This is a genomic window from Burkholderia sp. MSMB1078WGS, assembly GCF_001528895.1.
Classification (GTDB): domain Bacteria; phylum Pseudomonadota; class Gammaproteobacteria; order Burkholderiales; family Burkholderiaceae; genus Burkholderia.
This window is the reverse complement of the sequence record NZ_LPDI01000085.1, coordinates 34,239-57,066: the sequence shown is the minus strand read 5'-3', so window position 1 is coordinate 57,066 and position 22,828 is coordinate 34,239. Positions and strand designations below refer to the sequence as shown.

The 22,828-nt window shown below is 66.9% G+C and carries 20 protein-coding genes; 16 read left to right on the top strand and 4 right to left on the bottom strand.

All coding sequences use genetic code 11. The features are described from left to right. The first annotated feature begins 80 nt into the window (after positions 1 to 80). Together WT24_RS20740 and asd are read left to right on the top strand one after the other, a co-directional pair. Entirely contained in the window at positions 81 to 194 is a 114-nt protein-coding gene (locus WT24_RS20740; RefSeq protein ID WP_060035735.1) for a hypothetical protein, read from the top strand. Between the two features lie 85 nt (positions 195 to 279). Continuing rightward, positions 280 to 1,401: an aspartate-semialdehyde dehydrogenase gene (asd, locus tag WT24_RS20735; RefSeq protein ID WP_059783982.1), complete on the top strand. Its 1,122-nt coding sequence runs from the start codon at positions 280 to 282 to the stop codon at positions 1,399 to 1,401. A 110-nt stretch (positions 1,402 to 1,511) separates the two neighbouring features. Here the strand turns inward: asd and flgE are convergent, their stop codons facing one another. Further along, positions 1,512 to 2,756, bottom strand: coding sequence for a flagellar hook protein FlgE (gene flgE, locus WT24_RS20730; protein WP_060035734.1), 1,245 nt, complete (start codon positions 2,754 to 2,756; stop codon positions 1,512 to 1,514). A gap of 826 nt (positions 2,757 to 3,582) precedes the next feature. Between flgE and WT24_RS20725 the strand changes: the two genes are divergently transcribed. The 12 genes from WT24_RS20725 to WT24_RS20670 all read left to right on the top strand — a co-directional run bounded on the left by WT24_RS20725 (position 3,583) and on the right by WT24_RS20670 (position 16,934). Next, positions 3,583 to 5,706 carry a FimV/HubP family polar landmark protein gene (locus WT24_RS20725; RefSeq protein ID WP_060035733.1) on the top strand — a complete coding sequence of 708 codons (2,124 nt, stop codon included), beginning with the start codon at positions 3,583 to 3,585 and terminating at the stop codon, positions 5,704 to 5,706. Continuing rightward, complete coding sequence (gene truA, locus WT24_RS20720; protein ID WP_034205167.1) at positions 5,706 to 6,518, top strand: tRNA pseudouridine(38-40) synthase TruA; 813 nt, start codon at positions 5,706 to 5,708, stop codon at positions 6,516 to 6,518. The genes WT24_RS20725 and truA overlap by 1 nt, the downstream gene beginning before the upstream one ends. Beyond that, positions 6,515 to 7,216 (top strand): phosphoribosylanthranilate isomerase, encoded by a 702-nt coding sequence (locus WT24_RS20715; protein ID WP_060035732.1) that lies wholly within the window; start codon positions 6,515 to 6,517, stop codon positions 7,214 to 7,216. The genes truA and WT24_RS20715 overlap by 4 nt, the downstream gene beginning before the upstream one ends. A 55-nt stretch (positions 7,217 to 7,271) precedes the next feature. Next, complete coding sequence (gene trpB / locus WT24_RS20710; RefSeq protein WP_059501145.1) at positions 7,272 to 8,465, top strand: tryptophan synthase subunit beta; 1,194 nt, start codon at positions 7,272 to 7,274, stop codon at positions 8,463 to 8,465. A gap of 9 nt (positions 8,466 to 8,474) precedes the next feature. Beyond that, positions 8,475 to 9,326 (top strand): site-specific DNA-methyltransferase, encoded by an 852-nt coding sequence (locus tag WT24_RS20705; protein WP_059791997.1) that lies wholly within the window; start codon positions 8,475 to 8,477, stop codon positions 9,324 to 9,326. A gap of 42 nt (positions 9,327 to 9,368) precedes the next feature. Next, positions 9,369 to 10,181, top strand: coding sequence for a tryptophan synthase subunit alpha (gene trpA / locus WT24_RS20700; RefSeq protein ID WP_060035731.1), 813 nt, complete (start codon positions 9,369 to 9,371; stop codon positions 10,179 to 10,181). A 67-nt stretch (positions 10,182 to 10,248) separates the two neighbouring features. Next, a complete protein-coding gene (gene accD / locus WT24_RS20695; protein WP_040139428.1) occupies positions 10,249 to 11,121 on the top strand; it encodes an acetyl-CoA carboxylase, carboxyltransferase subunit beta in 873 nt (290 codons plus the stop codon). Between the two features lie 100 nt (positions 11,122 to 11,221). Next, positions 11,222 to 12,532: a bifunctional tetrahydrofolate synthase/dihydrofolate synthase gene (gene folC, locus WT24_RS20690; RefSeq protein ID WP_060035730.1), complete on the top strand. Its 1,311-nt coding sequence runs from the start codon at positions 11,222 to 11,224 to the stop codon at positions 12,530 to 12,532. A gap of 29 nt (positions 12,533 to 12,561) precedes the next feature. Further along, positions 12,562 to 13,398 carry an SPOR domain-containing protein gene (locus WT24_RS20685; RefSeq protein WP_059792003.1) on the top strand — a complete coding sequence of 279 codons (837 nt, stop codon included), beginning with the start codon at positions 12,562 to 12,564 and terminating at the stop codon, positions 13,396 to 13,398. Between the two features lie 7 nt (positions 13,399 to 13,405). After that, the gene (locus WT24_RS20680; RefSeq protein ID WP_006479328.1) at positions 13,406 to 13,900 is read left to right on the top strand and encodes a CvpA family protein; all 495 of its coding nucleotides are present in this window, start codon (positions 13,406 to 13,408) and stop codon (positions 13,898 to 13,900) included. A 51-nt stretch (positions 13,901 to 13,951) separates the two neighbouring features. Continuing rightward, positions 13,952 to 15,484, top strand: a complete 1,533-nt coding sequence (gene purF, locus WT24_RS20675; protein ID WP_006495945.1) for an amidophosphoribosyltransferase — start codon at positions 13,952 to 13,954, stop codon at positions 15,482 to 15,484. 259 nt (positions 15,485 to 15,743) lie between these two features. Then, positions 15,744 to 16,934 (top strand): O-succinylhomoserine sulfhydrylase, encoded by a 1,191-nt coding sequence (locus tag WT24_RS20670; RefSeq protein ID WP_059501141.1) that lies wholly within the window; start codon positions 15,744 to 15,746, stop codon positions 16,932 to 16,934. 102 nt (positions 16,935 to 17,036) lie between these two features. Here WT24_RS20670 and WT24_RS20665 read toward each other — a convergent pair whose 3' ends face one another. The 3 genes from WT24_RS20665 to WT24_RS20655 are packed head-to-tail and all read right to left on the bottom strand — an operon-like array spanning position 17,037 to position 20,135. Then, positions 17,037 to 18,002, bottom strand: coding sequence for an NAD-dependent epimerase/dehydratase family protein (locus WT24_RS20665; protein WP_060035729.1), 966 nt, complete (start codon positions 18,000 to 18,002; stop codon positions 17,037 to 17,039). Beyond that, positions 17,989 to 19,035, bottom strand: coding sequence for a GDP-mannose 4,6-dehydratase (gene gmd, locus WT24_RS20660; RefSeq protein ID WP_059792007.1), 1,047 nt, complete (start codon positions 19,033 to 19,035; stop codon positions 17,989 to 17,991). The genes WT24_RS20665 and gmd overlap by 14 nt, the downstream gene beginning before the upstream one ends. Positions 19,036 to 19,070: 35 nt before the next feature. Further along, positions 19,071 to 20,135, bottom strand: coding sequence for an acyltransferase (locus WT24_RS20655; RefSeq protein ID WP_059501139.1), 1,065 nt, complete (start codon positions 20,133 to 20,135; stop codon positions 19,071 to 19,073). A gap of 55 nt (positions 20,136 to 20,190) precedes the next feature. Between WT24_RS20655 and WT24_RS34530 the strand changes: the two genes are divergently transcribed. Both WT24_RS34530 and WT24_RS20650 read left to right on the top strand, forming a co-directional pair. Then, positions 20,191 to 20,481, top strand: a complete 291-nt coding sequence (locus tag WT24_RS34530) for a hypothetical protein (RefSeq protein ID WP_156440273.1) — start codon at positions 20,191 to 20,193, stop codon at positions 20,479 to 20,481. Between the two features lie 123 nt (positions 20,482 to 20,604). Continuing rightward, complete coding sequence (locus WT24_RS20650) at positions 20,605 to 22,797, top strand: hypothetical protein (RefSeq protein ID WP_060035728.1); 2,193 nt, start codon at positions 20,605 to 20,607, stop codon at positions 22,795 to 22,797. Positions 22,798 to 22,828: the final 31 nt, after the last annotated feature.

Sequence of the window (22,828 nt, the reverse complement as noted above, 5' to 3'; positions counted from 1 at the left end):
CGCGAACGGGCCGTAAAAATCGGCCGGTTCGCGCGCGGTTGGCCGTTGTGCGGGCCACCGGCTTTGTGTAGACTCGAACGATGGCGCTGATTTCCCTGATCTCCCCGGTCCTGAAACTCCACGGCAACACTGCCCGTGCGGGTGCGCGCGCCATCGTCATCACGAAAACCACGAAAACGATCATTAAACGCTGATCGCCGTCGTGCCCGCCTGTTTCCCCGCGCGGTCACGCGGGGACGGAAATGGCGGGGAAGCTCCATTCAAAGCAAAGGGTTAGTCATGAACGTAGGTCTCGTAGGTTGGCGCGGCATGGTCGGCAGCGTCCTGATGCAGCGCATGCAGGAAGAGGGCGATTTCGACCTGATCGAACCGGTGTTCTTCAGCACCAGCAACACGGGCGGCAAGGCGCCGTCGTTCGCGAAAAACGAGACCACGCTCAAGGACGCGACCAACGTCGACGAGCTGAAGAAGTGCGACGTGATCATCACGTGCCAGGGCGGCGACTATACGAACGACGTGTTTCCGAAGCTGCGCGCGGCCGGCTGGAACGGCTACTGGATCGACGCGGCATCGTCGCTGCGGATGAAGGACGACGCGGTCATCATTCTCGATCCGGTCAACCTCGACGTGATCAAGGACGCGCTGGTCAAGGGCACGAAGAACTTCATCGGCGGCAACTGCACGGTCAGCCTGATGCTGATGGCGCTCGGCGGCCTGTTCCGCGAGAACCTCGTCGACTGGATGACGGCGATGACGTACCAGGCCGCGTCGGGCGCGGGCGCGCAGAACATGCGCGAGCTGCTGTCGCAGATGGGCACGCTGAACGGCGCGGTGCAGGAGCAGCTCGCCGATCCGGCTTCCGCGATTCTCGACATCGACCGCCGCGTGCTGGCCGCGATGAACAGCGATGCGATGCCGACGAGCCACTTCGGCGTGCCGCTCGCCGGTTCGCTGATTCCGTGGATCGACAAGGATCTCGGCAACGGGATGTCGAAGGAAGAGTGGAAGGGCGGCGCGGAAACCAACAAGATCCTCGGCAAGCCGGCGATGGGCGAGCCGGGTTCGATCCCGGTCGACGGCCTGTGCGTGCGGATCGGCGCGATGCGCTGCCACTCGCAGGCGCTGACGATCAAGCTGAAGAAGGACGTGCCGCTCGACGAGATCAACGGCATCCTCGCGTCGGCGAACGACTGGGTGAAGGTCGTGCCGAACGAGCGTGAAGCGTCGATGCGCGACCTGTCGCCGGCGAAGATCACCGGCACGCTGTCGGTGCCGGTCGGCCGCCTGCGCAAGCTCGCGATGGGCGGCGAATACCTGTCGGCGTTCACGGTCGGCGATCAGCTGCTGTGGGGTGCGGCCGAGCCGCTGCGCCGCATGCTGCGCATCCTGCTCGACAAGTAAGCCCGCACGCTGTCCGGCCCGCGGGCCGGGCTGCACGATACGACGCGCCGCGTCGGCCTCGAGATTCAGGGCCGGCGCGGCGCGTTTTTCATGCGCGGTTCAGCGCAGACTCAGCGTAGGTTCAGCAGCGTCTGATCGACGGCCTGCTGGGTCTTGATCGTCTGCGCATTCGCCTGATAATTGCGCTGCGCGGTGATCAGGTTCACGAGCTCGTTCGTGAGGTTGACGTTCGAGTTTTCCAGCGCGCTGCCCTGCAGCGTGCCGTGGTTCGTGCTGCCCGGCGCGGAGATCTGCGGCACGCCCGACGCGGCGGTTTCCGCATACTGGTTGCCGCCGATGTTCACGAGCCCGTTCGGGTTGTTGAAGTTCGCGAGCGCGATCAGGCCGAGCACTGCGCTCTGGCCGTTCGAGTAGTTGCCGGTCAGCGTGCCGTGGGCGCCGATCGAGAACGTCGTCAGCGTGCCGCTCGCGAAGCCGTCCTGCGCGAGATTGTTCACGCCGTCCTTGCCGCCATACTGCGTCGTGCCGCCCAGATCGAGCGTCAGGTTCTGCGGGTTGGCGCCGCCCGTCGTGTTCGGGATCGAGAACGCGAACTGGCCGAGGCTCGGCGTCGGCTGGCCGGTCGCGGCCGACGTCGTCGAGCTGATCCGGCCCGATGCGTCGAACGTGACGGTGCCGAGATGCGTCGGCGTCTGGCCCGGCACGCCCGCGTAGGCCTGCCACGTGCCGGCCGCGCGCTTCGCGAAGTACATCGCGACCTGTTGCGAGCCGCCGAGCGTGTCGTAGACCTGGATCGACGCGTTGTAGTTGTACGTCGTGTTGTCGGTCGCGTTGAACGGCGTCCTGGTCGGCACCTTGTCCTGCGCGTTCAGGTTGAACTGGCCGGTGATCCTGTTCGTCGCGCGCGGCGCGAGGTTGCCGGTCGGCGCTTGCAGCGGCACCGTTTGCGCTGTGTCGATCGCGCCGCCGGCGCCTGCCGCATAGCCCATCAGGTTGCGGCCGTGCGCGTCGACGATCGCACCGTTCTTGTCGCGGTGGAACGTGCCGTCGCGCGAATAAGTGATCGCGCCGTTGCTCGACATCTGGAAGAAGCCGTTGCCGTTGATCGCGACGTCGAGCGCCGACTTCGTCGAATCGATCGTCCCCTGGCCGAAATTCTGCTGCACCGACGCGAGCCGCGTGCCGATGCCGATCTGCGTGTTGACCGACGTCGCGACCGAATTCGCGTACATGTCGGCGAAATTCGCGCGCCCCTGTTTGAAGCCAACCGTGTTTGCGTTCGCGATGTTGTTGCCGATCACGTCGAGCTTGCTCGACGCGCCGGCCAACCCGCTCAAACCCTGCTGATAGCCCATGTTCGGTCCCCGTAACGAGCTGGTGAGTGAATGCAGTCGTGCGACTGCGCGATGGCCCTCCGGCACTTCACGGCAGCAGCCTGGCCGAGCGGGCTCCCGCCTTTCCGGCATGGGCAGGCGCGAGGCCGAAATGCGCCGATTCCTGTTTAGGGGCGATCGTATCGGCGGTAATTAATCGATCTGTGTAATTTTGTGTAATGAAATTGAATTCATGTGAAAGTGGTCGCTTTCATATGACCGATGGAGCATGAGGAAGGTGCTGAAAGCCTTGTGGGGTGGAGCTTCGGGAGTGTGGATTTTCATTTCTTCGATAAGAGCGGGAAATTGCCTTCTTATCGAAGAACTGGATGTAATTGGAGCGAGATTGATCGCCGGTCGCGATTTGTTTTGATTTTCGGCTGTCAATTCATTAACGGCGGCCGGGGCGGATTGCCGAGGGGACGTTGGCGTTTCTGTCGCCGCGATCTTGCGGCGTGCACGAGGTGAACACGCGGTGAACGCGCCAGAAAGCAGCCATTCGAACGGTGGGGCGATGCCGCTGCGAGATGGTTTTCGACTGCGCGCGCGCAGGTTGGCTTCGATCGATCGGATGCATGGGCTGACGCAGGTGGACCCGCGCGACACGAGCGCCTGCCCGCAGCCGTTGCATCTACGGGCGACGAATTCGGCCGGAACCCGATCGTGTGAAGTAAACTACGCGGTTACGACGCACAGACCCGCCGAAAGCGTCGCGTTCCGCGCGACGCTTTTGCATTTCTGCAGCCACTTTATTGACGCTTCCAACCGTGAATCCGAGCCGCGCCCGCGCGCGGCGATAGAGCCAACGATGTCCCGAATTTCCTTGTTTCCGCGTCAGTCCCGTCTGTCGCGCGCCGTGCGTGGCGCGCTGGCGATCCTGGTGCTCGGCGCAGCCGCATCGGCGTGGGCGGTCGGCACCGGCGAACTGCCGGCGTCCGCCGCCGGCGGCGCCGCTCCGCTTACCGTGACGGTCCAGCCGGGCCAGTCGCTGAACGACATCGCGAAAGCGGCCACGCAATCGCACGATCCGGCCGTGCTCGCGCGCGCGGGCCGTGCGCTGTTCGACGCCAATCCGCAGGCGTTCATGAAGCGCGACGCGAGCCGCCTGAAAGTCGGCGCGACGTTGACCTTGCCCCCGCTCGACGCCACCGGCGCGGCGCTCGTGCCGGCCGGCGCGTCCGCTGCGTCGGGTACGGCGGCCGCTTCCGCACCCGCCGCATCTGGCGGGGCGGCGAGCGCGCAGCACGGCGCATCCGCGCCGCATGCCGGCTCGGCCGTGCAGCCCGCGCCGATGGCGCCGGTCGTGCATGCAGCGCCGGTGAGCGGGGCGAGCGCCGCGGCGGCGGCGGGGGCGTCGGCTTCGAGCGGTGCTTCGGCTTCGAGCGGTGCTTCGGCTTCGAGCGGCGCGTCGGCTGTCGATGGCATGCAGCCGGCGGCGCCCACCGCAGGTGCAAGCGGCCCGCACGTATGGACCGGTGCGATCCAGTCGGCGCCGTCGTCCGCGAGCGAGGCCGCGGGGCCGTCGGCGCCGGGCAGCCCGGTCTTCGGCGTGCATGAACCGGCCGGCGCGGCGCCCGCCGTCGGTGCGTCGCAGCCGCGGCCGTCGAGCCTGCAGCAATTGCTGGCATTGAAGAATCGCGTGCTGATGGAGTTGCAGAAGCACGGCATCGGCAAACCGGCAACGACGACCGGCGTAGCGCCTGCGCCCGCTCCGGCACCCGCCGCGCCGCGTCCGGCCGCGAATGACGCCGGTGCGTCGGCCGCTGCATCGACGGCGGACGAGGTCGCGTCGGGTGTGGCAGCCAGTGCGCCGCAACCGGCATCGGCTTCGGTACAACCGGCCGCACCCGTCGCGACGCCTGCACGTCGTACCGAGCAGATGGACTGGCGCCCGGCCGCTGCGGCCGGCGCTGCCGTGATCGTGCTCGCGGCCGGCTTCGCGTGGCGCAAGCGCCGCAAGGGTCGTCGCGCGGACGATGCGGGGACGGCTGCGACGGCGGCCGCGGCAGGCGGTGCTGCGGTTGCAGAAGCGGAAGCCGCGCCGTCCGTCGAACGCGAACTGCCGATCACGCCCGAGATGCCGGTCGCACGCGATGCGGCGTCCGACATGAATCTCGCCGCAGCGGCCGCCGCTGCGGCGGAGACGGTCGAGCCACCCGTCGCGGACACATCGTCCGCGCCCGACCTGACGGCGCCGCGCGACGAATCGCCTGAATCGCTGCCTGCGCACGCTGCGGAGCCGGCCGCGAGCGCGGCGACCCCGGTTTCGACCGCGGCGTCGCACGACGCGGAACCGGCCGAAAAAGCCGCTGCCGCCGACGAGCCAGCCGAGCCGGCCGCCGCATCCGCTGCACCTTCGACGACCGAAGCGCAGCACGCGACGCTGATGCAGAACGCGATCAGCGCGCTCAATAGTCTCGACATGCCGTTGCCGCCGCGGGCGGCAGGCGAACCATCGGCGGCGGAGGAGGAACCGTCTGCGGGGGCGACGCAGATCGACGCCGATAAAATTGCAACTAACGGTCAATCCACTCAGCGCCCGGCGATGGGTTCGGGTGAAGCGGCACCGGAACATCCGGCCGACCAGGAAGACGAGTTGGACTGGGATCCGGATGCGGCGACGCCTGCCGGCCACGCGGGCAACCCGCCCGCGACGTCGTCTCTGCCGCCGCTCGGCGGCGCCCAGTTCGGCGCGCTGAAGCTCGACTTCGATCTCGACCTGCCGTCCACGCCGGGCGCTGCGCTGCCTGCGCTTACCCCCGACGAGCTCGCGCGCATCGCCCGCAACAAGCTGGACCTCGCGGCCGAATACGTCGAACTGGGCGACCTGTCGGGCGCGCGGACGCTGCTGCAGGAAGTGGTCGACGCGAACGACGCCGCGACGCGCGACGACGCACGCGCACTGCTCGCGAAACTGGCGGACGAGGCGTGATGCGGATCGCGCTTGGCATCCAGTACGACGGCGCGGCGTTCTGCGGCTGGCAGGCGCAGCCGCACGGCAAGACCGTGCAGGACCGGCTCGAACACGCGCTGGCCGAGTTCGCGCGGGTGCCGCTGCACACGACGGTTGCGGGGCGGACCGACACCGGCGTGCACGGGCTCGGGCAAGTCGTGCATTTCGACACCGACCTCGAGCGCGAAGCGTTCTCGTGGGTGCGCGGCACCAACGCGTTCCTGCCGCCGACCGTGTCGGTGCAATGGGCGAAGCCGATGCCGGACACGTTCCACGCGCGTTTCTCGGCGTTCGAGCGCACTTACTACTACGCGCTGTACGTGCATCCCGTGCGCTCGCCGATGCTGGCCGGCCGTGCGGGCTGGATCCACACGCCGCTCGACGACGACGCGATGCGCGCCGCCGCCGCGCACCTGATCGGCGAGCACGACTTTTCGTCGTTCCGGTCGTCGGAATGCCAGTCGAAGACGCCGGTCAAACACCTGTATCAGATCGACGTGCGGCGCGCGGGGCATTTCATCCATTTCCGCTTCCGCGCGAACGCGTTCCTGCATCACATGGTGCGCAACCTGATGGGCTGCCTCGTCGCGGTCGGACGCGGCCGCTACCCGGCCGACTGGCTGGCCGACGTGCTGGCCGGGCGCGACCGCAACCTCGCGGCGCCCACGTTCATGGCCGACGGGCTGTACCTTGCCCACGTCGGCTACCCGGCGGAATTCGCCGTCCCGCCCGCGCAGCTTGGCAGCGTGCCGTGGAGCAGCGTCTGGGCCGATCTGGACCCACTATCATGACGGATCACGACGTGCCTTCTTCGAATTCCGCCGCGGCGGGCCTGCCGCCGCGCACGCGCATCAAGCTGTGCGGGCTGTCGCGCCGCGAGGACGTGCTGCACGCGGCGGCGCTCGGCGCCGATGCGATCGGCCTGGTGTTCTACCCGAAGAGCCCGCGCGCCGTGACGATCGCGCAGGCGGCCGAGCTGGCGAGTCTCGCGCCGCCTTTCGTGTCCGTGGTCGGGCTGTTCGTGAATGCGACCGAAGCCGAGATCGAGGCCATCGTGCGCGACGTGCCGCTCACGGTGCTGCAGTTCCACGGCGACGAGACGCCGGCGCAGTGCGATGCGCTCGGCCGCGCGGCGCGCCTGCCGTGGTTGCGCGCGGTGCGCGTCGGCCCCTCGACGCAGCCGTCCGATTTGGTAGAATCGGCTCTTCATTATTCGAAAGCGCGCGGCCTCCTGTTCGACACCCTGGTGCCGGATTACGGCGGTAGCGGCAAGGTCTTCGATTGGTCTCTTATTCCCGCAGAGCTCGCGCGTCGGGCCGTTTTGAGTGGTGGCTTGAACGCGCAAAACGTCGGTGATGCGATCCGCCAGTTGCGTCCGTTCGCTGTCGATGTCTCGAGTGGCATCGAAGTGGAGGGCGCGAAGGGCGTGAAGGATCACGCCCGGATGGCGGCGTTCGTACGCGCGGTGCGCGAAGCGGACGCCGGATGAGGCAAGCCGGTGCGGCCCGACAAGCGCGGCGCACCGACCGATCGAGAGAGACACCATGTACAACCTTCCCGATGATCGCGGCCATTTCGGCCCGTATGGCGGCGTGTTCGTCGCCGAGACGCTGATTCACGCGCTGGACGAACTGCGCGCGGCGTATGAAAAGTTCCAGAACGATCCCGACTTCGTCGCCGAATTCGAGCGCGAGCTGAAGTATTTCGTCGGCCGTCCGTCGCCGATCTATCACGCGCAGCGCTGGAGCGAGATGCTCGGCGGCGCGCAGATCTACCTGAAGCGCGAAGACCTGAACCACACCGGTGCGCACAAGATCAACAACGTGATCGGCCAGGCGCTGCTCGCGAAGCGCATGGGCAAGAAGCGCGTGATCGCGGAAACCGGCGCCGGCCAGCACGGCGTCGCGACCGCGACGATCTGCGCGCGCTTCGGGATGGAGTGCGTGGTCTACATGGGCGCGGAGGACGTGCGCCGGCAGGCCGCGAACGTCTACCGGATGAAGCTGCTTGGAGCGACGGTCGTGCCGGTCGAATCGGGTTCGCGCACGCTGAAGGACGCGCTGAACGAAGCAATGCGCGACTGGGTCACGAACATCGAAAGCACGTTCTACATCATCGGCACGGTCGCGGGCCCGCATCCGTATCCGATGATGGTGCGCGACTTCCAGCGCGTGATCGGCGACGAGTGCAAGGTGCAGATGCCCGAGCTCGCGGGCCGGCAGCCGGACGCGGTGATCGCCTGCGTCGGTGGCGGGTCGAACGCGATGGGCATCTTCTATCCGTACATCGACGATCGATCGGTGCAACTGATCGGCGTCGAAGCGGCCGGCGACGGCATCGACACGGGTCATCACGCGGCATCGCTGATCGCCGGCAGCCCTGGCGTGCTGCACGGCAACCGCACGTATCTGCTGCAGGACGACAACGGCCAGATCATCGAGACGCATTCGGTGTCGGCGGGCCTCGACTATCCGGGCGTCGGCCCCGAACACGCATGGCTGAAGGACAGCGGCCGCGCGCAGTACGTGCCGATCACCGACGACGAGGCGCTGAAGGCATTCCACGACTGTTGCCGGATCGAGGGGATCATCCCCGCGCTCGAGTCGAGCCACGCGATCGCGTATGGCGTGAAGCTCGCGCCGACGTTGCCGAAGGACAAGATCCTGCTCGTCAACCTGTCGGGCCGCGGCGACAAGGACATGCACACGGTCGCCGAGCGATCGGGCATCGAGCTCTGACCCCGACCGATGCGTGACCTGATCGAAGAGCCGGGCGGCGGCGCCGCGAGCGAGGCGGAGGCGGCCCAGCCCGCCGCTGCCGTGCCGCGCGTGCTGCCGCACGGTATCGAACTGCACAACCGCGATTTCCTGACCGATGCCGCGCACCTGCCGGATGCGTCGATCGACCTGATCGTCGCCGATCCGCCGTACGGGCTCGGCAAGGACTACGGCAACGACTCGGACAAGCGTTCGGGCGACGATTTCCTCGCGTGGACGCGCGAGTGGCTCGAGCTCGCGATTCCGAAGCTGAAGCCGAGCGGGTCGATGTACATCTTCTGCACGTGGCAGTACGCGCCGGAAATCTTCAGTTTCCTGAAGACGCAGCTCACGATGGTCAACGAGATCATCTGGGACCGGCGCGTGCCGAGCATGGGCGGCACGACGCGCCGTTTCACGTCGGTGCACGACAACATCGGCTTTTTCGCGGTTTCCAAAGCGTATTACTTCGATCTCGATCCGGTCCGCATCCCGTACGACGCCGACACGAAGAAGGCCCGCTCGCGCAAGCTGTTCGAAGGCAGCAAGTGGCTGGAGATGGGCTACAACCCGAAGGACGTCTGGTCGGTCTCGCGCCTGCACCGGCAGCACGCGGAGCGCGTCGATCATCCGACCCAGAAGCCGCTGGAAATCATCGAGCGGATGGTGCTCGCAAGCTGCCCGCCGGGCGGCCGCGTGCTCGATCCGTTCATGGGCAGCGGCACGACCGCGGTGGCCTGCGCACGGCAGGGGCGCGACTTCGTCGGCTACGAGATCAACGAAAGCTATTGTGCGATCGCGCACGAGCGCGTGAGCGCGCTCGCCGCGCCGGCGTGCGCGTGAATCGCGCCGCCGCGTCGCCGAAACGCATCAAGGAAAATTGCCATGTCCCGTATTCAGCAGACCTTTGCCGCGCTCGCCGAACAAGGCCGTAAGGGCCTGATCCCGTTCATCACGGCCGGCGACCCCGATCCCGCGAAAACCGTCGAATTCATGCACGCGCTCGCTGCCGGCGGCGCGGACGTGATCGAACTCGGCGTGCCGTTCTCGGACCCGATGGCCGACGGCCCCGTGATCCAGCGCTCGTCGGAACGCGCGCTCGCGCGCGGCGTCACGCTCACGAGCGTGCTCGCCGACGTGAAGCGTTTTCGCGAAACCGACGCCAAAACCCCCGTCGTGCTGATGGGCTATGCGAACCCGATCGAACGGATGGGCGTCGATGCGTTCGCGGCGCAAGCGCATGCGGCCGGCGTCGACGGCGTGCTGGTGGTCGACTATCCGCCTGAAGAGGCGGGCGTGTTCGCGGAAAAGATGCGGGCCGCGCAGATCGATCCGATCTTCCTGCTCGCGCCCACGTCGACCGACGAGCGCATCGCCGACGTCGGCAAGATCGCGAGCGGCTACGTGTATTACGTGTCGCTCAAGGGCGTGACCGGCGCCGGAAATCTGGATGTTTCGAGCATTGCAGGTAAAATCCCGGCCATCAAGTCGCGCGTGCCGGTTCCGGTGGGCGTCGGCTTCGGTATCCGCGACGCCGAAACGGCGCGCGCGGTGGCCGAAGTGTCGGACGCCGTCGTGATCGGCAGCCGCCTGGTGCGGCTGCTCGAGAGCGCCGCGCCGGAAGGCGCCGCCGCCGCGCTGAAGGCGTTCATCGCCGAGCTGCGCGCCGCGCTGGACGGCGCCGCCAAGGCAGCGTGATAAACACAACACAGGAAGCGGGAACGAGCCGATCGGCCCGCCCCGCCACGGAACAGGAAACCATACGATGAGCTGGCTCGACAAACTGTTGCCGCCGAAGATCAAGCAGACCGACCCGAAAAGCCGCAAGGGCATTCCGGAAGGCCTGTGGGTCAAGTGCCCGTCCTGCGAGGCCGTTCTCTATCGCAACGACGTGGACGCGAACCTGCACGTGTGCCCGAAGTGCGATCACCACATGCGCATCGGCGCGCGCGAGCGTCTCGACGGGCTGCTCGATCCGGAAGGCCGCTACGAGATCGGCCAGGAAGTCGTGCCGGTCGACTCGCTGAAATTTAAGGACAGCCGCAAGTACCCCGATCGTCTGAAGGAAGCGATGGACGAAACCGGCGAGACCGACGCGATGGTCGTGATGGGCGGAGCGATCCACACGCTGCCGGTCGTGGCTGCCTGCTTCGAGTTTTCGTTCATGGGCGGCTCGATGGGTTCGGTCGTCGGCGAGCGCTTCGCGCGCGGCGCGCAGAACGCGCTGGAACAGCACGTGCCGTTCATCTGCTTCACCGCATCGGGCGGCGCACGGATGCAGGAAAGCCTGCTGTCGTTGATGCAGATGGCCAAGACCACCGCGATGCTGACGAAGCTCGCCGAAGCGAAGCTGCCGTTCATCTCGGTGCTGACCGATCCGACGATGGGCGGCGTGTCGGCAAGCTTCGCGTTCCTCGGCGACGTCGTGATCGCCGAGCCGAAGGCGCTGATCGGCTTCGCGGGCCCGCGCGTGATCGAGCAGACGGTTCGCGAGAAGCTGCCGGAAGGCTTCCAGCGCGCCGAATTCCTGCTGAAGACGGGCGCGATCGACATGATCGTCGACCGCCGCAAGATGCGCGACGAGATCGCGCAGCTGCTCGCACTGCTGCAGCGTCAGCCGGCCGACGCGCTGGCCTGAGCGCAGGGGCTGTGAACCGCGCGCGTCGCCCGGCTTCAGCGTCGGGCGGCGCGCTTCGTTTTTTGGCGTAGTGTGGCCGTACCGATTCAGATTTGATCCGATGAGCACTTTTCCCACTCTCGACGCGTGGCTTTCGCATCTCGAGCGCGCGCACCCGGTCGGCATCGACATGGGCCTCACCCGCATCGGGCAGGTCAAGGCGGCGCTGCAGCTCGAATTCGCGTGCCCCGTGATCACCGTCGGCGGCACGAACGGCAAGGGCTCGACCTGCGCATTCCTCGAGACGATTCTCGTGCGCGCGGGCTACAAGGTCGGTTGCCACACGTCGCCGCACCTGCTCGAATTCAACGAGCGCGCACGCGTGAACGGGCAGAACGTGACCGACGACGAACTGCTGCCGCACTTCGAGGCCGTCGAAGCCGCGCGCACGGCGCTGGCCGAGCCCGTGTCGCTCACGTATTTCGAATTCACGACGCTCGCGATCCTCCATCTGTTCGCGTCGCGCGGGCTCGACGCGGTGATTCTCGAAGTCGGCCTCGGCGGCCGGCTCGATGCGGTCAACATCATCGATACCGATTGCGCGATCGTCACGAGCATCGACATCGACCACACCGAATACCTCGGCGACACGCGCGAGAAGATCGCGTTCGAGAAGGCCGGGATCTTCCGCGCGGGCAAGCCGGCGATCTGCGGCGATCCGGCCGCGCCGCAGACGCTGATTGACCACGCCGAAGCGATCGGCGCCGATCTGTGGCTGGTCGGCCGCGATTTCCGCTACGAGGCGCAGGCGGGCGCCGAGCGCCAGCAATGGAGCTACCTCGGCCGGGAGAAGCGCTATCCGGCGCTCGCGTATCCGGCGCTGCGCGGCGCGAATCAGCTGATCAACGCATCGGCCGCGCTCGCCGCGCTCGAGGCGCTGCGCCCGGTGCTGCCGGTGTCCGCGCAGGACATCCGGCTCGGGCTGGCGAACGTCGAGCTGCCGGGGCGCTTCCAGGTGCTGCCCGGCAAACCGGCGATCGTGCTCGACGTCGCGCACAATCCGCATGCGTCGGCCGTGCTCGAGCAGAACCTGGGCAACATGGGCTTCTTCCCGTACACGTACGCGGTGTTCGGCGCGATGCACGACAAGGACATCGACGGCGTGCTGCAGCATCTGAAGGGCGAGATCGACCACTGGTGCGTGACCGATCTGCCGCTGCCGCGCGCGGCCTCCGCGGAGCAGCTCGAAGCCGCGCTGCGCAAGGCCGGCGTGGAGGAGGGGCCCGATTCGAGCGTGACGCGTTACGCGTCGCCCGCGGAAGCGTTTCGCGATGCACTAAAAAGAGCATCCGAGAATGATAGAATCGTGGTTTTCGGCAGTTTCCATACGGTTGCCGGCGTGCTGGCCTACCGTAAATCGCAGCAACACTGACTGACGGGCAGTTTCGGACTCAGCCATTCATGGGAATTTTCTCGTTCGGCAAAAAAGACGACGACGCGCCCCCGCGGCGCGGCGGTCGTACCGGGGCCTCCCGGAACGTGCGCACGGAGCGCACTGAACGCGTCGAGCGACGCTCGCGCCGCACCGAGCGTCCGGAATCGGACGCACTGCTCCTCGATCCGACCCTTCCAGAAAAGCAACGTGCGCGCCGTCGCCTCGTCGGCGCGATCGCGCTCGTCGTGGCCGCGGTGATCGTACTGCCGATGGTGCTCGATTCGCATCCGAAGCCGGTCACCGACGACATCGCGATCGACATCCCGAACCGGCCCGCGCACCAGGCGGTCGCGCCGCGCGACGACGATGTGTCCGACGTGCAGGCGGGTGTCGCGCACGACGAACCGCCGGCCTCCGACACGGCCGTTGCGGCCGCACCGGCACCCGCGCCGAAGGATGCCGCCAAGCCGGTCGCGAAACCCGATACGACCACCACCGCGAGCGTGACGCCGCCGAAGCCCGCGCCGAAGCCGGCTGCTCCCGCGGCGAAACCGGCCACGCCGAAGCCTGCGCCCGCAACCGTCGCGAATACCGACGCGGCGAGCCCGGACAGCGGCGACGCGTCGTCGCCGGCATCGCCGGCCGGTGCGCGCTTCGCGGTGCAGCTCGGTTCGTTCAAGGATGACGCGACGGCCCGTTCGTGGGCGGCCAAATTGAAATCGGCGGGTGTGCCCGCATATGTCGAGCATCGCAAGCAGGCAGACGGCAGCACGGCTACACTGTTGCGTGCCGGCCCGTTCGCGGATCGCTCGGCGGCCTCCGCCGCGATCGCGAAGGTCCGCGAAGCCGGTCTGACGCAGTAATGCCACGATGCTGACGGCTTTCGACTACGCTGTATTGGCGGTGATCGTGTTGTCGGCGCTGCGCGGCGCGTGGCGCGGCTTCGTGTCCGAGATTTTCGGGCTGATCGGCTGGATCGCGGCGATCGTGATCGCGAGCCGCTACGTCGGGCTGGTCGTGCCGTATATCCCGGCGAACTGGCCGGGCGGCGCGCTGACGCAGTGGGTGATCGCCTTCGCGTTGCTCGTGATCGGCGTCGTGCTGGTCGCCGGCGTGGCGAACGCGCTGCTGTCGCGGATCGCGCAGGCGAGTGGCCTGGGCGGCGTCGACCGCTCGCTGGGCATGATGTTCGGGCTGGTGCGCGGCTGCGTGCTGGTGGTGCTGCTGGTCGCGGCGGCCGGGCTGACCGAACTGCCCAAACAGGATTTCTGGCGCAATGCGCTATTGCGTCCTTTTGCCGAACAGGGCGTGCACGAGCTGAAGCAGCTCCTGCCCGACGGCATGGCCCAGTACGTACGCGTGTGACGACGCGGCCGGGCAGGACGGAACCGATTTTGTCATCTTGAAGGACATGCCATGTGCGGCATCGTAGGTGTTATCTCCCAATCCCCGGTCAATCAGCTGATCTATGACAGCCTGCTGCTGCTGCAGCATCGCGGTCAGGACGCAGCGGGCATTGCGACGGCGGACGGCAGCAATTTCCACATGTACAAGGCGAACGGCATGGTGCGCGACGTGTTCCGCACGCGCAACATGCGCAGCCTGCCCGGCACCTACGGCATCGGCCAGGTGCGCTACCCGACGGCCGGCTCGGCGTCGAGCGAGGCCGAGGCGCAACCGTTCTACGTGAACGCGCCGTTCGGGATCATCCTCGCGCACAACGGCAACCTGACGAACTGGCAGCAACTGAAGGACGAGATGTTCCGGATCGACCGCCGGCACATCAACACCAATTCCGACAGCGAAGTGCTGCTCAACGTGTTCGCGCACGAGCTGCAACTGTCGACCACGGGCCTCGAGCTCGATCCGGCGTCGGTGTTCAAGGCGGTGTCGGGCGTGCATCGCCGCCTGCAGGGTTCGTACGCGATCGTGTCGCTGATCGCCGGCTACGGCCTGCTCGCGTTCCGCGACCCGTTCGGCATCCGGCCGCTGTGCATCGGCAAGCTCGAGACCGAACACGGCACCGAATGGATGGTTGCGTCGGAATCGGTGGCGGTCGAAGGCATCGGTTTCGAATTCGTGCGCGACCTGGAGCCGGGCGAAGCGATCTTCATCGACAAGGCCGGCAACTTCCACAGCCAGCAGTGCGCGGAGAACCCGACGCTGAATCCGTGCATGTTCGAATACGTGTATCTCGCCCGTCCGGACTCGTGCCTCGACGGCGTGCCGGTCTACAACGTGCGCCTGCGCATGGGCGACTATCTCGCCGAGAAGATCAAGCGCGAGCTGCCGAACGTGCCGATCGACGTCGTGATGCCGATTCCCGATTCGTCGCGTCCGGCTGCGATGCAGGTCGCCGCGAAGCTTGGCGTCGAGTATCGCGAAGGCTTCTTCAAGAACCGCTACGTCGGCCGCACCTTCATCATGCCGGGCCAGGCCGTGCGCAAGAAGTCGGTGCGCCAGAAGCTCAACGCGATGAGCATCGAGTTCAAGGACAAGCACGTGCTGATCGTCGACGATTCGATCGTGCGCGGCACGACCTCGCACGAAATCGTGCAGATGGCGCGCGATGCGGGCGCGAAGTCGGTGATCTTCGCGTCGGCGGCGCCGCCCGTGAAGTTCCCGAACGTGTACGGCATCGACATGCCGACGCGTGGCGAGCTCGTCGCGCACGGCCGTACCGACGAGGAAGTCGCGAAGATCATCGGCGCCGACCACCTGATCTACCAGGACGTCGACGACCTGCGCCGCGCGGTGCGCGACATCAACCCGAAGCTGGAGCGCTTCGAGGCGTCGTGCTTCGACGGCAACTACATCACCGGCGACGTGACGCCCGAGTATCTCGATGCGATCGAGCGCGCGCGCCTCACGCCGGCGTCGCAGGCCGATCGCGACACGGCCGGCGACACCGAGCGTTCGCAGATGAACCTGCAACTGTCGGTCGAGTAACGCCGGCGCACGCTTTTATCGAGGCGTGATAGGATGTGGCCTTGCGTCGATTTGATATCAGCTTGCGGACGCGGGGCCACTTCCCAAAACAGCTAAAGCGAAGGCCGGCGGCAGCCGGCCCGAGTCGATCGCTGTCGTACCGCACCGAAGCCCGCTGATGCCGACGCATAGCGGGCTTTTTGTTTTTGGCCTCGGTTTTGACCGGGTCCGCGCCATATGCACGACCGTCGGCGCGGCCATCGAATACGGAAAACGGAACATGGACGACTCCCTCAACTTCGACACGCTTGCGGTGCGCGCGGGCACGCTGCGCAGCGACTTCAACGAACATTCGGAAGCGCTGTTCCTCACGTCGAGCTTCTGCTTCTCGAGCGCCGCCGACGCGGCCGAGCGCTTCGCGAATTCGGAAGACTATTTCACGTACTCGCGCTTCACGAATCCGACCGTCACCATGTTCCAGGAGCGTCTCGCCGCGCTCGAGGGCGGCGAGGCGTGCATCGCGACGGCGTCGGGCATGGCCGCGATCATGTCGGTCGTGATGTCCGCGCTGCAGGCGGGCGACCACCTCGTCAGCTCGCGCAGCCTGTTCGGCTCGACGCTCGGGATGTTCTCGCAGATCTTCAGCAAGTTCGGGATTACGACCACCTTCGTCGACCCGACCGACCTGAACGCGTGGCAGGAAGCCGTGCGGCCGGAAACGAAGATGTTCTTCCTCGAGACGCCGTCGAACCCGCTGACCGAGCTCGCCGACATCGAGGCGATCGGCAGGATCGCGAAGGCCGCGAACGCATTGTTCGTCGTCGACAACTGTTTCTGCAGCCCGGTGCTGCAGCAGCCGCTGAAGCTCGGCGCGGACGTCGTGATGCACTCGGCGACGAAATTCCTCGACGGGCAGGGCCGCGTGCTCGGCGGCGCGCTGGTCGGCTCGAAGGAATTCATCATGGGCAAGGTGTTCCCGTTCGTGCGCAGCGCCGGTCCGACGCTGTCGGCGTTCAACGCGTGGGTGCTGCTGAAGGGGATGGAGACGCTGTCGCTGCGCGTCGAGAAGCAATCGGCGAATGCGCTGGAGATCGCGCGCTGGCTCGACTCGCATCCGGCGGTGGCGCGGGTGTTCTATCCGGGGCTCGAATCGCATCCGCAGCATGAACTCGCGAAGCGCCAGCAGAAGGCGGGCGGCGCGATCGTGTCGTTCGAGCTGAAGGGCGATACGCCCGAGCAGCAGCGCGCGAACGCATGGCGCGTGATCGATGGCACCAGGCTGGTGTCGATCACCGGCAACCTCGGCGACACGCGCACGACGATCACGCATCCGGCCACCACGACGCACGGCCGCATCACGCCGGAAGCGCGCGCGGCGGCGGGAATCACCGAAGGGCTGATCCGCCTCGCGGTCGGCCTCGAGCACGCGGGCGACATTCGCAACGATCTGGCGCGCGGTCTGGACGGCTGAGTGCTACGGCCGAGGTTCGTTCGGCATCGATGAAACGGGCCGCTCGGGAAAGAGCGGCCCGTTGTCGTTTCGGCGCATGCCGTCGCGCGCGTGTTTTCTCGTTCAGCCAGCGGCGTGCCCGTGCGGTGCGGCACGCATCGCGTCCACCATCCATCGCAGCGTTTCGTCGAGCGGCGTGACAGGTAGTTCGCCTACCGCGCGCCGCAGCTTGTCGCGCGACCCGCTCAGGCTTTTCACTTCATTGTGCCGCACGAAGCGCGGATCGATCGTCACGTCGATCACGTAGCCGGCGATGCGCGACAGCATCGCCAGCACTTCCTTCAGCGAATACGCGCGCTCCGAGCAGACGTTGAACGTCTCGCCGGCCGGCGCGGCTTCGACCAGCTTCAGATAGGCGGCCGTCACGTCGCGCACGTCGGAGAAATCGCGGCTCACGTCGAGGTTGCCGAGCGAGATCCGCGGTGCGTTGGACGCATAGTGCGCGACGAGCTTCGGCAGCAGATACGCATCGCTCTGGCCGACGCCCGTGTAGTTGAACGGCCGCGCGATCACGATCGGCAGCCGGTCGGCCCATAGCTTCGCCGCATATTCCATCGCGAGCTTGCTGACCGCGTAGTCGTTCGCCGGGGCGGGCGCGACGGTTTCGTCGAGCACGCCGGCCGTCGAGTTGCCGTAGATGTTCGCGCTGCTTGCCAGCAGCACGGCCGACGGGCGGCGGTCGAGGCCGGCGAGCGCCGCCAGCAGATTGCGCGTGCCGACGATGTTGACCGCGTAGGTCTGCGACGGCTCGTCCTGGGCGACATGCGCGCGCGCGGCGAGATGCACGACCGCGTCGGGTCGCGCGTCGGCCGCAGCCGCGCGCATTGCATCGGCGTCGAGCAGGTCGACGGGCACCAGCGTGCAGTGTGCGAACGCCGGATCGGCGGGGCGGCGCGCGCCGGGCGCGACCGTGCCCCAGACGTCATAGCCGGCCGCCTGCAGGCGTTCGGCCATGTAGCGACCGGTGAAGCCCGTCAGGCCCGTGACGAACGCACGGCGCGACGGACGCCCGGTTTCAGAACGTGTCATGGTGTTGGTTCCGCGTCAAATCCGCTTCGACCATCATCTGGCAAAGTTGTTCGAGCGTCGTCCTGGGTGCCCAGCCGAGTTTGCTTTTCGCCTTGTCCGCGCAGCCGATCAGCAGATCGACTTCGGCCGGGCGGTAGAACTTCGGGTTCACTTCGACGAGCACGTTGCCGGTCGATGCGTCGAGGCCGCGCTCCTGCTCGCCCTTGCCGGTCCATTCGATCTGGTAGCCGGCCGCCGCGAACGCCATTCGCACGAAGTCGCGCACGGTTTCGGTCCGGTTGGTCGCCAGCACGTAGGTGTCGGGCTCGTCGGCCTGCAGCATTCGCCACATGCCTTCGACGTATTCGAGCGCGAAGCCCCAGTCGCGTTTCGCGTCGAGATTGCCCAGTTCGAGGCGGCTCGCCTTGCCCAGCTTGATCTTCGCGATCGTGTCGGTGATCTTGCGCGTGACGAATTCCCGGCCGCGCAGCGGCGATTCGTGGTTGAACAGGATCCCGCTGCTGCCGAACAGGCCGTACGATTCGCGGTAGTTCACGGTCATCCAGTGCGCGTACAGTTTCGCGACGCCGTACGGGCTGCGCGGATAGAACGCCGTGGTTTCCGTTTGCGGAATGGCCTGCACCTTGCCGAACATCTCGGACGTCGACGCCTGGTAGAAGCGCGTCTTCGGGCTCACGACGCGAATCGCCTCGAGCAGGTTCAGCGGGCCGATGCCGGTCACTTCGGCGGTCGTCGCCGGCTGGTCGAACGACACGCCGACGAAGCTTTGCGCGGCGAGGTTGTAGAGCTCGTCCGGCTGCGTGCGTTCGAGCAGGCGCAGGCTCGAACCGGCGTCGGTCAGGTCGTGTTCGACGAGCGTCAGATTCGGATGCGTGTCGACGCCAAGCTCGGCGATGCGCCAGAAATTCACCGAGCTGGTGCGGCGATAGGTGCCGGTGACTTCGTAGCCCTTGTCGAGCAGCAGTTTGGTCAGGTACGCACCGTCTTGCCCCGAAATTCCGGTGATGATGGCCTTTTTACGAGTTTGGCTCATGGCGTTGTCCTGGTAGAAGCGATGGATGATGAAATTCAGGCGGTCGTGCCGGCGGCAGCCGGCAACGCACGGCGCGCAGGCCCGCGCGTCAGGCGCCGTTCGAAGCCGTACCAGCTCAGGGTTGCGTAAGCGAGCGTGATCGCGAGCGCGAGCGCGGCCGTGACGAAGCGGTTCAGGTGCAGCGGCCACAGCGCATACAGCACGCTCAGGTGGATCAGGTAGACGGTGTAGCTGACGGTGCCGACGTAGACGAGCAACGGGTTCGTCAGCACGCGCTGCACGAGGCCGCGGCCGCGCAGCGCGATCACGACGATCGACGTGCACAGCAGCAGCGAGATGCTGTAGAGCGCCGCATTCGACATCGGCGTGTTCGCGGCGCGAAAGCGCGGGAACGACAGGTGCAGCCAGCCGAGAATCGCCAGCGACACGAGCGCGCCGACGATCGCGAGCGGATAGAACGGCTCCAGCGCGCGCCGGTCGCGGCGCAGCACGATCGCGAGCAATGCGCCGGCCGCGAGCAGGTCCATCCGGAACGGCGTCAGGTAGTAGATCGGCCAGAACGAATCGAACCACGGCGTCGCGATCGCGCGCAGCACCGGCGCCGCGACGATCAGCGCGGCGGCGACCCACAGCAGCGCGCGCTCCGAGCACCAGAGCACGACGAACGGCCAGAAGATGTAGAACTGCTCCTCGACCGCGAGCGACCACAGCACGTTCAGGCTGTCATGGCCGATGCTGCCGAGCGACAGCCCGATATTGGTCGAGAAGAACGCGAACCACGGCCAGTGCGGCAGCCAGCTCGCGCCGAACAGCAGCGTCGACACCGCCAGCAGCAGCACGTACGGCGGCAGGATGCGGCGCACGCGGCGTGCATAGAAGTGGCTGAAGTACGACTGCCCGCGCGCCTTGCGATCGAGCAGGATGCCGGTGATCAGCAGGCCGCTCAGCACGAAGAACAGATCGACGCCCATCCACAGCGGCGCCTTCAGCGCGTGCTGCAGGAACACGGCGCCGACCGCGATCGCGCGCAGCCCGTCGAGCTGGACGATGCGGCCGTGTTGCGGCGGGGCGAGGTCGGCGGTGCGCGACAGGGCCGTCATCGCGCGGCTCCTTCACGACCCGCATCCGATGCGTGTACGTATTGCATGCCTTTAAATGGAATATGAAATCGAAATCGATTCTAGGGAAAAGAAATCGGTAAAAAAACGCGCGACATTTATCTGCCGATCAACATCCAAATGCCGGTTATTACGATCGCGAGATGAAAGGTTGGCGGCCGGGCGGGCGCGACAGGCGGTGCAGAGCGGAATTTTCTACACGGCGGCGGCCGAAGGGCGGTCGTTATTGCCGTTTTCGGACGCCATTTACACGCTGTTCCGGTTCGATATTTCAGGCAGAAACATCCCCAAATATTTCCAAATTTCTTGTGATTATTTTTGCTTGTAACCTGCATCGCGACGTTTGAAACCCATTTAGCGACAGGGCGCGGCCGCGGGCGATCCGTGGCGGCGCCGGTCGCTGTTGTATCGAGTCTGGAGAAGCGCATTGCGACGTCTGATTCTGGTTGGCATGACGGTATGCGCGGCACTGCTGACGAGCGCCGTGCCGGCCGAAACGGTGTTGCCCGCGACGACGTCGTGGATCGGCAACACGTTCGGCTATGGCGACGGCGCATGGACGCAGATCGACATCCGCGCGATCGCGGTGACGCCCGAGGGCAAGGTGTATACGAATGCGCCGTGGGACGAGAGCGGTGCCGAGGCGAGCGTCTATCAGGACGGGAAGATGCTCGGCTTCGCCGGCGGCACGCACGGCTGGGGCAATCTCGGCGGCAACGCGATCGCCGTCAACAGCAAATATGCGTACGTCGCGATCGGCGTCGGCAACGAGCGCGGCCATCTGCAGTCGCCCGGCATCTGGCCGGACAAGGGCAAGCAATGGTTCGGCATCTCGCGGCGCACGATCGGCGACATGAAGCAGCCGGCACCGTTTCGCGCGTCGCCGCAAGTCGCGCCGGGCGGGCGTGCCGACGCCGGCCGCGCGCGGATGGCTGCGAGCTTCATGGTGATGAACGAGGTGCCGGCGCCCGCGCGCTCGGAAGTGGGCGACGCGAAGGCGGAAGTGGGCGGCCTCGCGGCCGACGACAAGACATTGTTCGCGACCAATCCGTCGCGCGACGCGGTGGAGGTGTATGACGCGGAGACGATGCAGCGGAAGGGCACGTGGAGCGCGCACGAGCCGGGCCGCATCGCGCTCGCGGGCGACGGCACGCTGTGGCTGCTGACCGATACGCTGGGCGGGCCCGCGCATCTGGTGCACGTGCGGGCCGACGGCAGCAAGCTCGACGATGCGCCGGCGTTGCCGGAAGGCACCGACGCGGTGGACGTCGCGGTCGATGCGAAAGGGCGCGTGCTGGTCGCGGACAACGGGCCGCGCCAGCAGATCCTGATCTTCTCGAAAGGCGGCAAGGGCTATGCGCAGTCGGGCACGCTCGGCGAGCGCGGCGGCATCTTCGCGGGCCCGGTGCCGGGCCGGCCCGGGCCGCAGCGCTTCAACGGGCTGACGGGCGTCGGCGTCGACCGTGCCGGCAACATCTATGTGTCGATGAACGGGATCGGGCCGCGCCACGACACGATCGGCGCGGGGCTCGGCGCGGTGCTGGAAAGCTACACGCCGGACGGCAAGCTGCGCTGGCAGGTGCAGGGGCTGCTGTTCGTCGATGGCGCATGGCTCGACCCCGCGCGGCCGAACAGCGTGTACACGGGCAACAAGCGCTTCGAGCTCGACCTGTCGAAGCCGCCGGGCCAGGACTGGAAATACGTCGGCTTCCTGTCGAACCGCTTCAAGTATCCGGACGATCCGGTGTTCCACACGGACCAGTATCCGGGCATGCCGATCGCGCGGCGCGTCGACGGCCGTACGTTCCTGTACCTGACCGACATGTACGCCGATCACCTGAAGATCTACCGCTTCGACGCGAAGCGCGACGGCGAGGTGGCGATCCCGTCCGGCCTGATCGCGGGCCGCGCGAGGCCGGTCGACAAGGTGCCGAACAAACCGCCGGGCGGCGACTGGCTGTGGCGCGACGCGAACGGCAACGGCCGGATCGACGCCGACGAGTTCGAGATCAACACGACCGGCAAGGCGAAGGCGGGCGGCTGGGGCTGGTGGGTCGACACGAAGGGCGACATCTGGCGCACGAGCGACGTGCGCGGCATCCACCGCTTCCAGTACGGCGGTGTCGACAAGGCCGGCAACCCGATCTATTCGTACGACAAGGTCACGACCTACCCGATGCCGCAGCCGTTCACGCAGCTGCGCCGTGCGATCTACGAGCCGCAGACCGACACGCTGTACGCGACCGGCTACACGGCCGACGCGCCGCCGCAGCCGGGCATCAACAAGGAAGTGGGGCGCGTGCTGATCCGCTTCGACAAGTGGTCGACAGGCTCGCCGGTCGTGCGCTACCAGGTGGCGCTGCCGTGGAAGCTCGATGCGAAGCCGATCTTCGACCTGATCGGGATCACGGTCGAGGGCCGCTACATCTTCACCGTGGAGCCGGTCGGCAAGATCCACGTGTACGACAAGGACACCGGCAAGGAAGTGGGCGTGATGAGCCCGGGCGCGGAGGTCGGCAAGGCGTCCGGCTGGGTCGACGTGCCGTTCGGCATCAGCGCATTCCGGCGCGAGAACGGCGAGTACCTGGTGTTCGTCGAGGAAGACGCGCGCGGCAAGGTGCTGATGTATCGCTGGAAACCGTGACGGGCGGCGCGCCGCCCACGACGTCGTCGCC

Excerpts from the sequence above, each read along its gene's own strand:
- WT24_RS34530 (WP_156440273.1), top strand. The coding sequence starts at position 20,191 with ATGGAATATGAAATCGAAATCGATTCTAGGGAAAAGAAATCGGTAAAA.
- WT24_RS20740 (WP_060035735.1), top strand. The coding sequence starts at position 81 with ATGGCGCTGATTTCCCTGATCTCCCCGGTCCTGAAACTCCACGGCAAC.
- WT24_RS20715 (WP_060035732.1), top strand. The coding sequence starts at position 6,515 with ATGACGGATCACGACGTGCCTTCTTCGAATTCCGCCGCGGCGGGCCTG.
- WT24_RS20725 (WP_060035733.1), top strand. The coding sequence starts at position 3,583 with ATGTCCCGAATTTCCTTGTTTCCGCGTCAGTCCCGTCTGTCGCGCGCC.
- WT24_RS20685 (WP_059792003.1), top strand. The coding sequence starts at position 12,562 with ATGGGAATTTTCTCGTTCGGCAAAAAAGACGACGACGCGCCCCCGCGG.
- WT24_RS20705 (WP_059791997.1), top strand. The coding sequence starts at position 8,475 with ATGCGTGACCTGATCGAAGAGCCGGGCGGCGGCGCCGCGAGCGAGGCG.
- folC (WP_060035730.1), top strand. The coding sequence starts at position 11,222 with ATGAGCACTTTTCCCACTCTCGACGCGTGGCTTTCGCATCTCGAGCGC.
- WT24_RS20655 (WP_059501139.1), bottom strand. The coding sequence starts at position 20,135 with ATGACGGCCCTGTCGCGCACCGCCGACCTCGCCCCGCCGCAACACGGC.
- asd (WP_059783982.1), top strand. The coding sequence starts at position 280 with ATGAACGTAGGTCTCGTAGGTTGGCGCGGCATGGTCGGCAGCGTCCTG.
- truA (WP_034205167.1), top strand. The coding sequence starts at position 5,706 with ATGCGGATCGCGCTTGGCATCCAGTACGACGGCGCGGCGTTCTGCGGC.
- WT24_RS20650 (WP_060035728.1), top strand. The coding sequence starts at position 20,605 with ATGACGGTATGCGCGGCACTGCTGACGAGCGCCGTGCCGGCCGAAACG.
- purF (WP_006495945.1), top strand. The coding sequence starts at position 13,952 with ATGTGCGGCATCGTAGGTGTTATCTCCCAATCCCCGGTCAATCAGCTG.
- WT24_RS20665 (WP_060035729.1), bottom strand. The coding sequence starts at position 18,002 with ATGACACGTTCTGAAACCGGGCGTCCGTCGCGCCGTGCGTTCGTCACG.
- gmd (WP_059792007.1), bottom strand. The coding sequence starts at position 19,035 with ATGAGCCAAACTCGTAAAAAGGCCATCATCACCGGAATTTCGGGGCAA.
- WT24_RS20680 (WP_006479328.1), top strand. The coding sequence starts at position 13,406 with ATGCTGACGGCTTTCGACTACGCTGTATTGGCGGTGATCGTGTTGTCG.
- WT24_RS20670 (WP_059501141.1), top strand. The coding sequence starts at position 15,744 with ATGGACGACTCCCTCAACTTCGACACGCTTGCGGTGCGCGCGGGCACG.
- accD (WP_040139428.1), top strand. The coding sequence starts at position 10,249 with ATGAGCTGGCTCGACAAACTGTTGCCGCCGAAGATCAAGCAGACCGAC.
- flgE (WP_060035734.1), bottom strand. The coding sequence starts at position 2,756 with ATGGGCTATCAGCAGGGTTTGAGCGGGTTGGCCGGCGCGTCGAGCAAG.
- trpB (WP_059501145.1), top strand. The coding sequence starts at position 7,272 with ATGTACAACCTTCCCGATGATCGCGGCCATTTCGGCCCGTATGGCGGC.
- trpA (WP_060035731.1), top strand. The coding sequence starts at position 9,369 with ATGTCCCGTATTCAGCAGACCTTTGCCGCGCTCGCCGAACAAGGCCGT.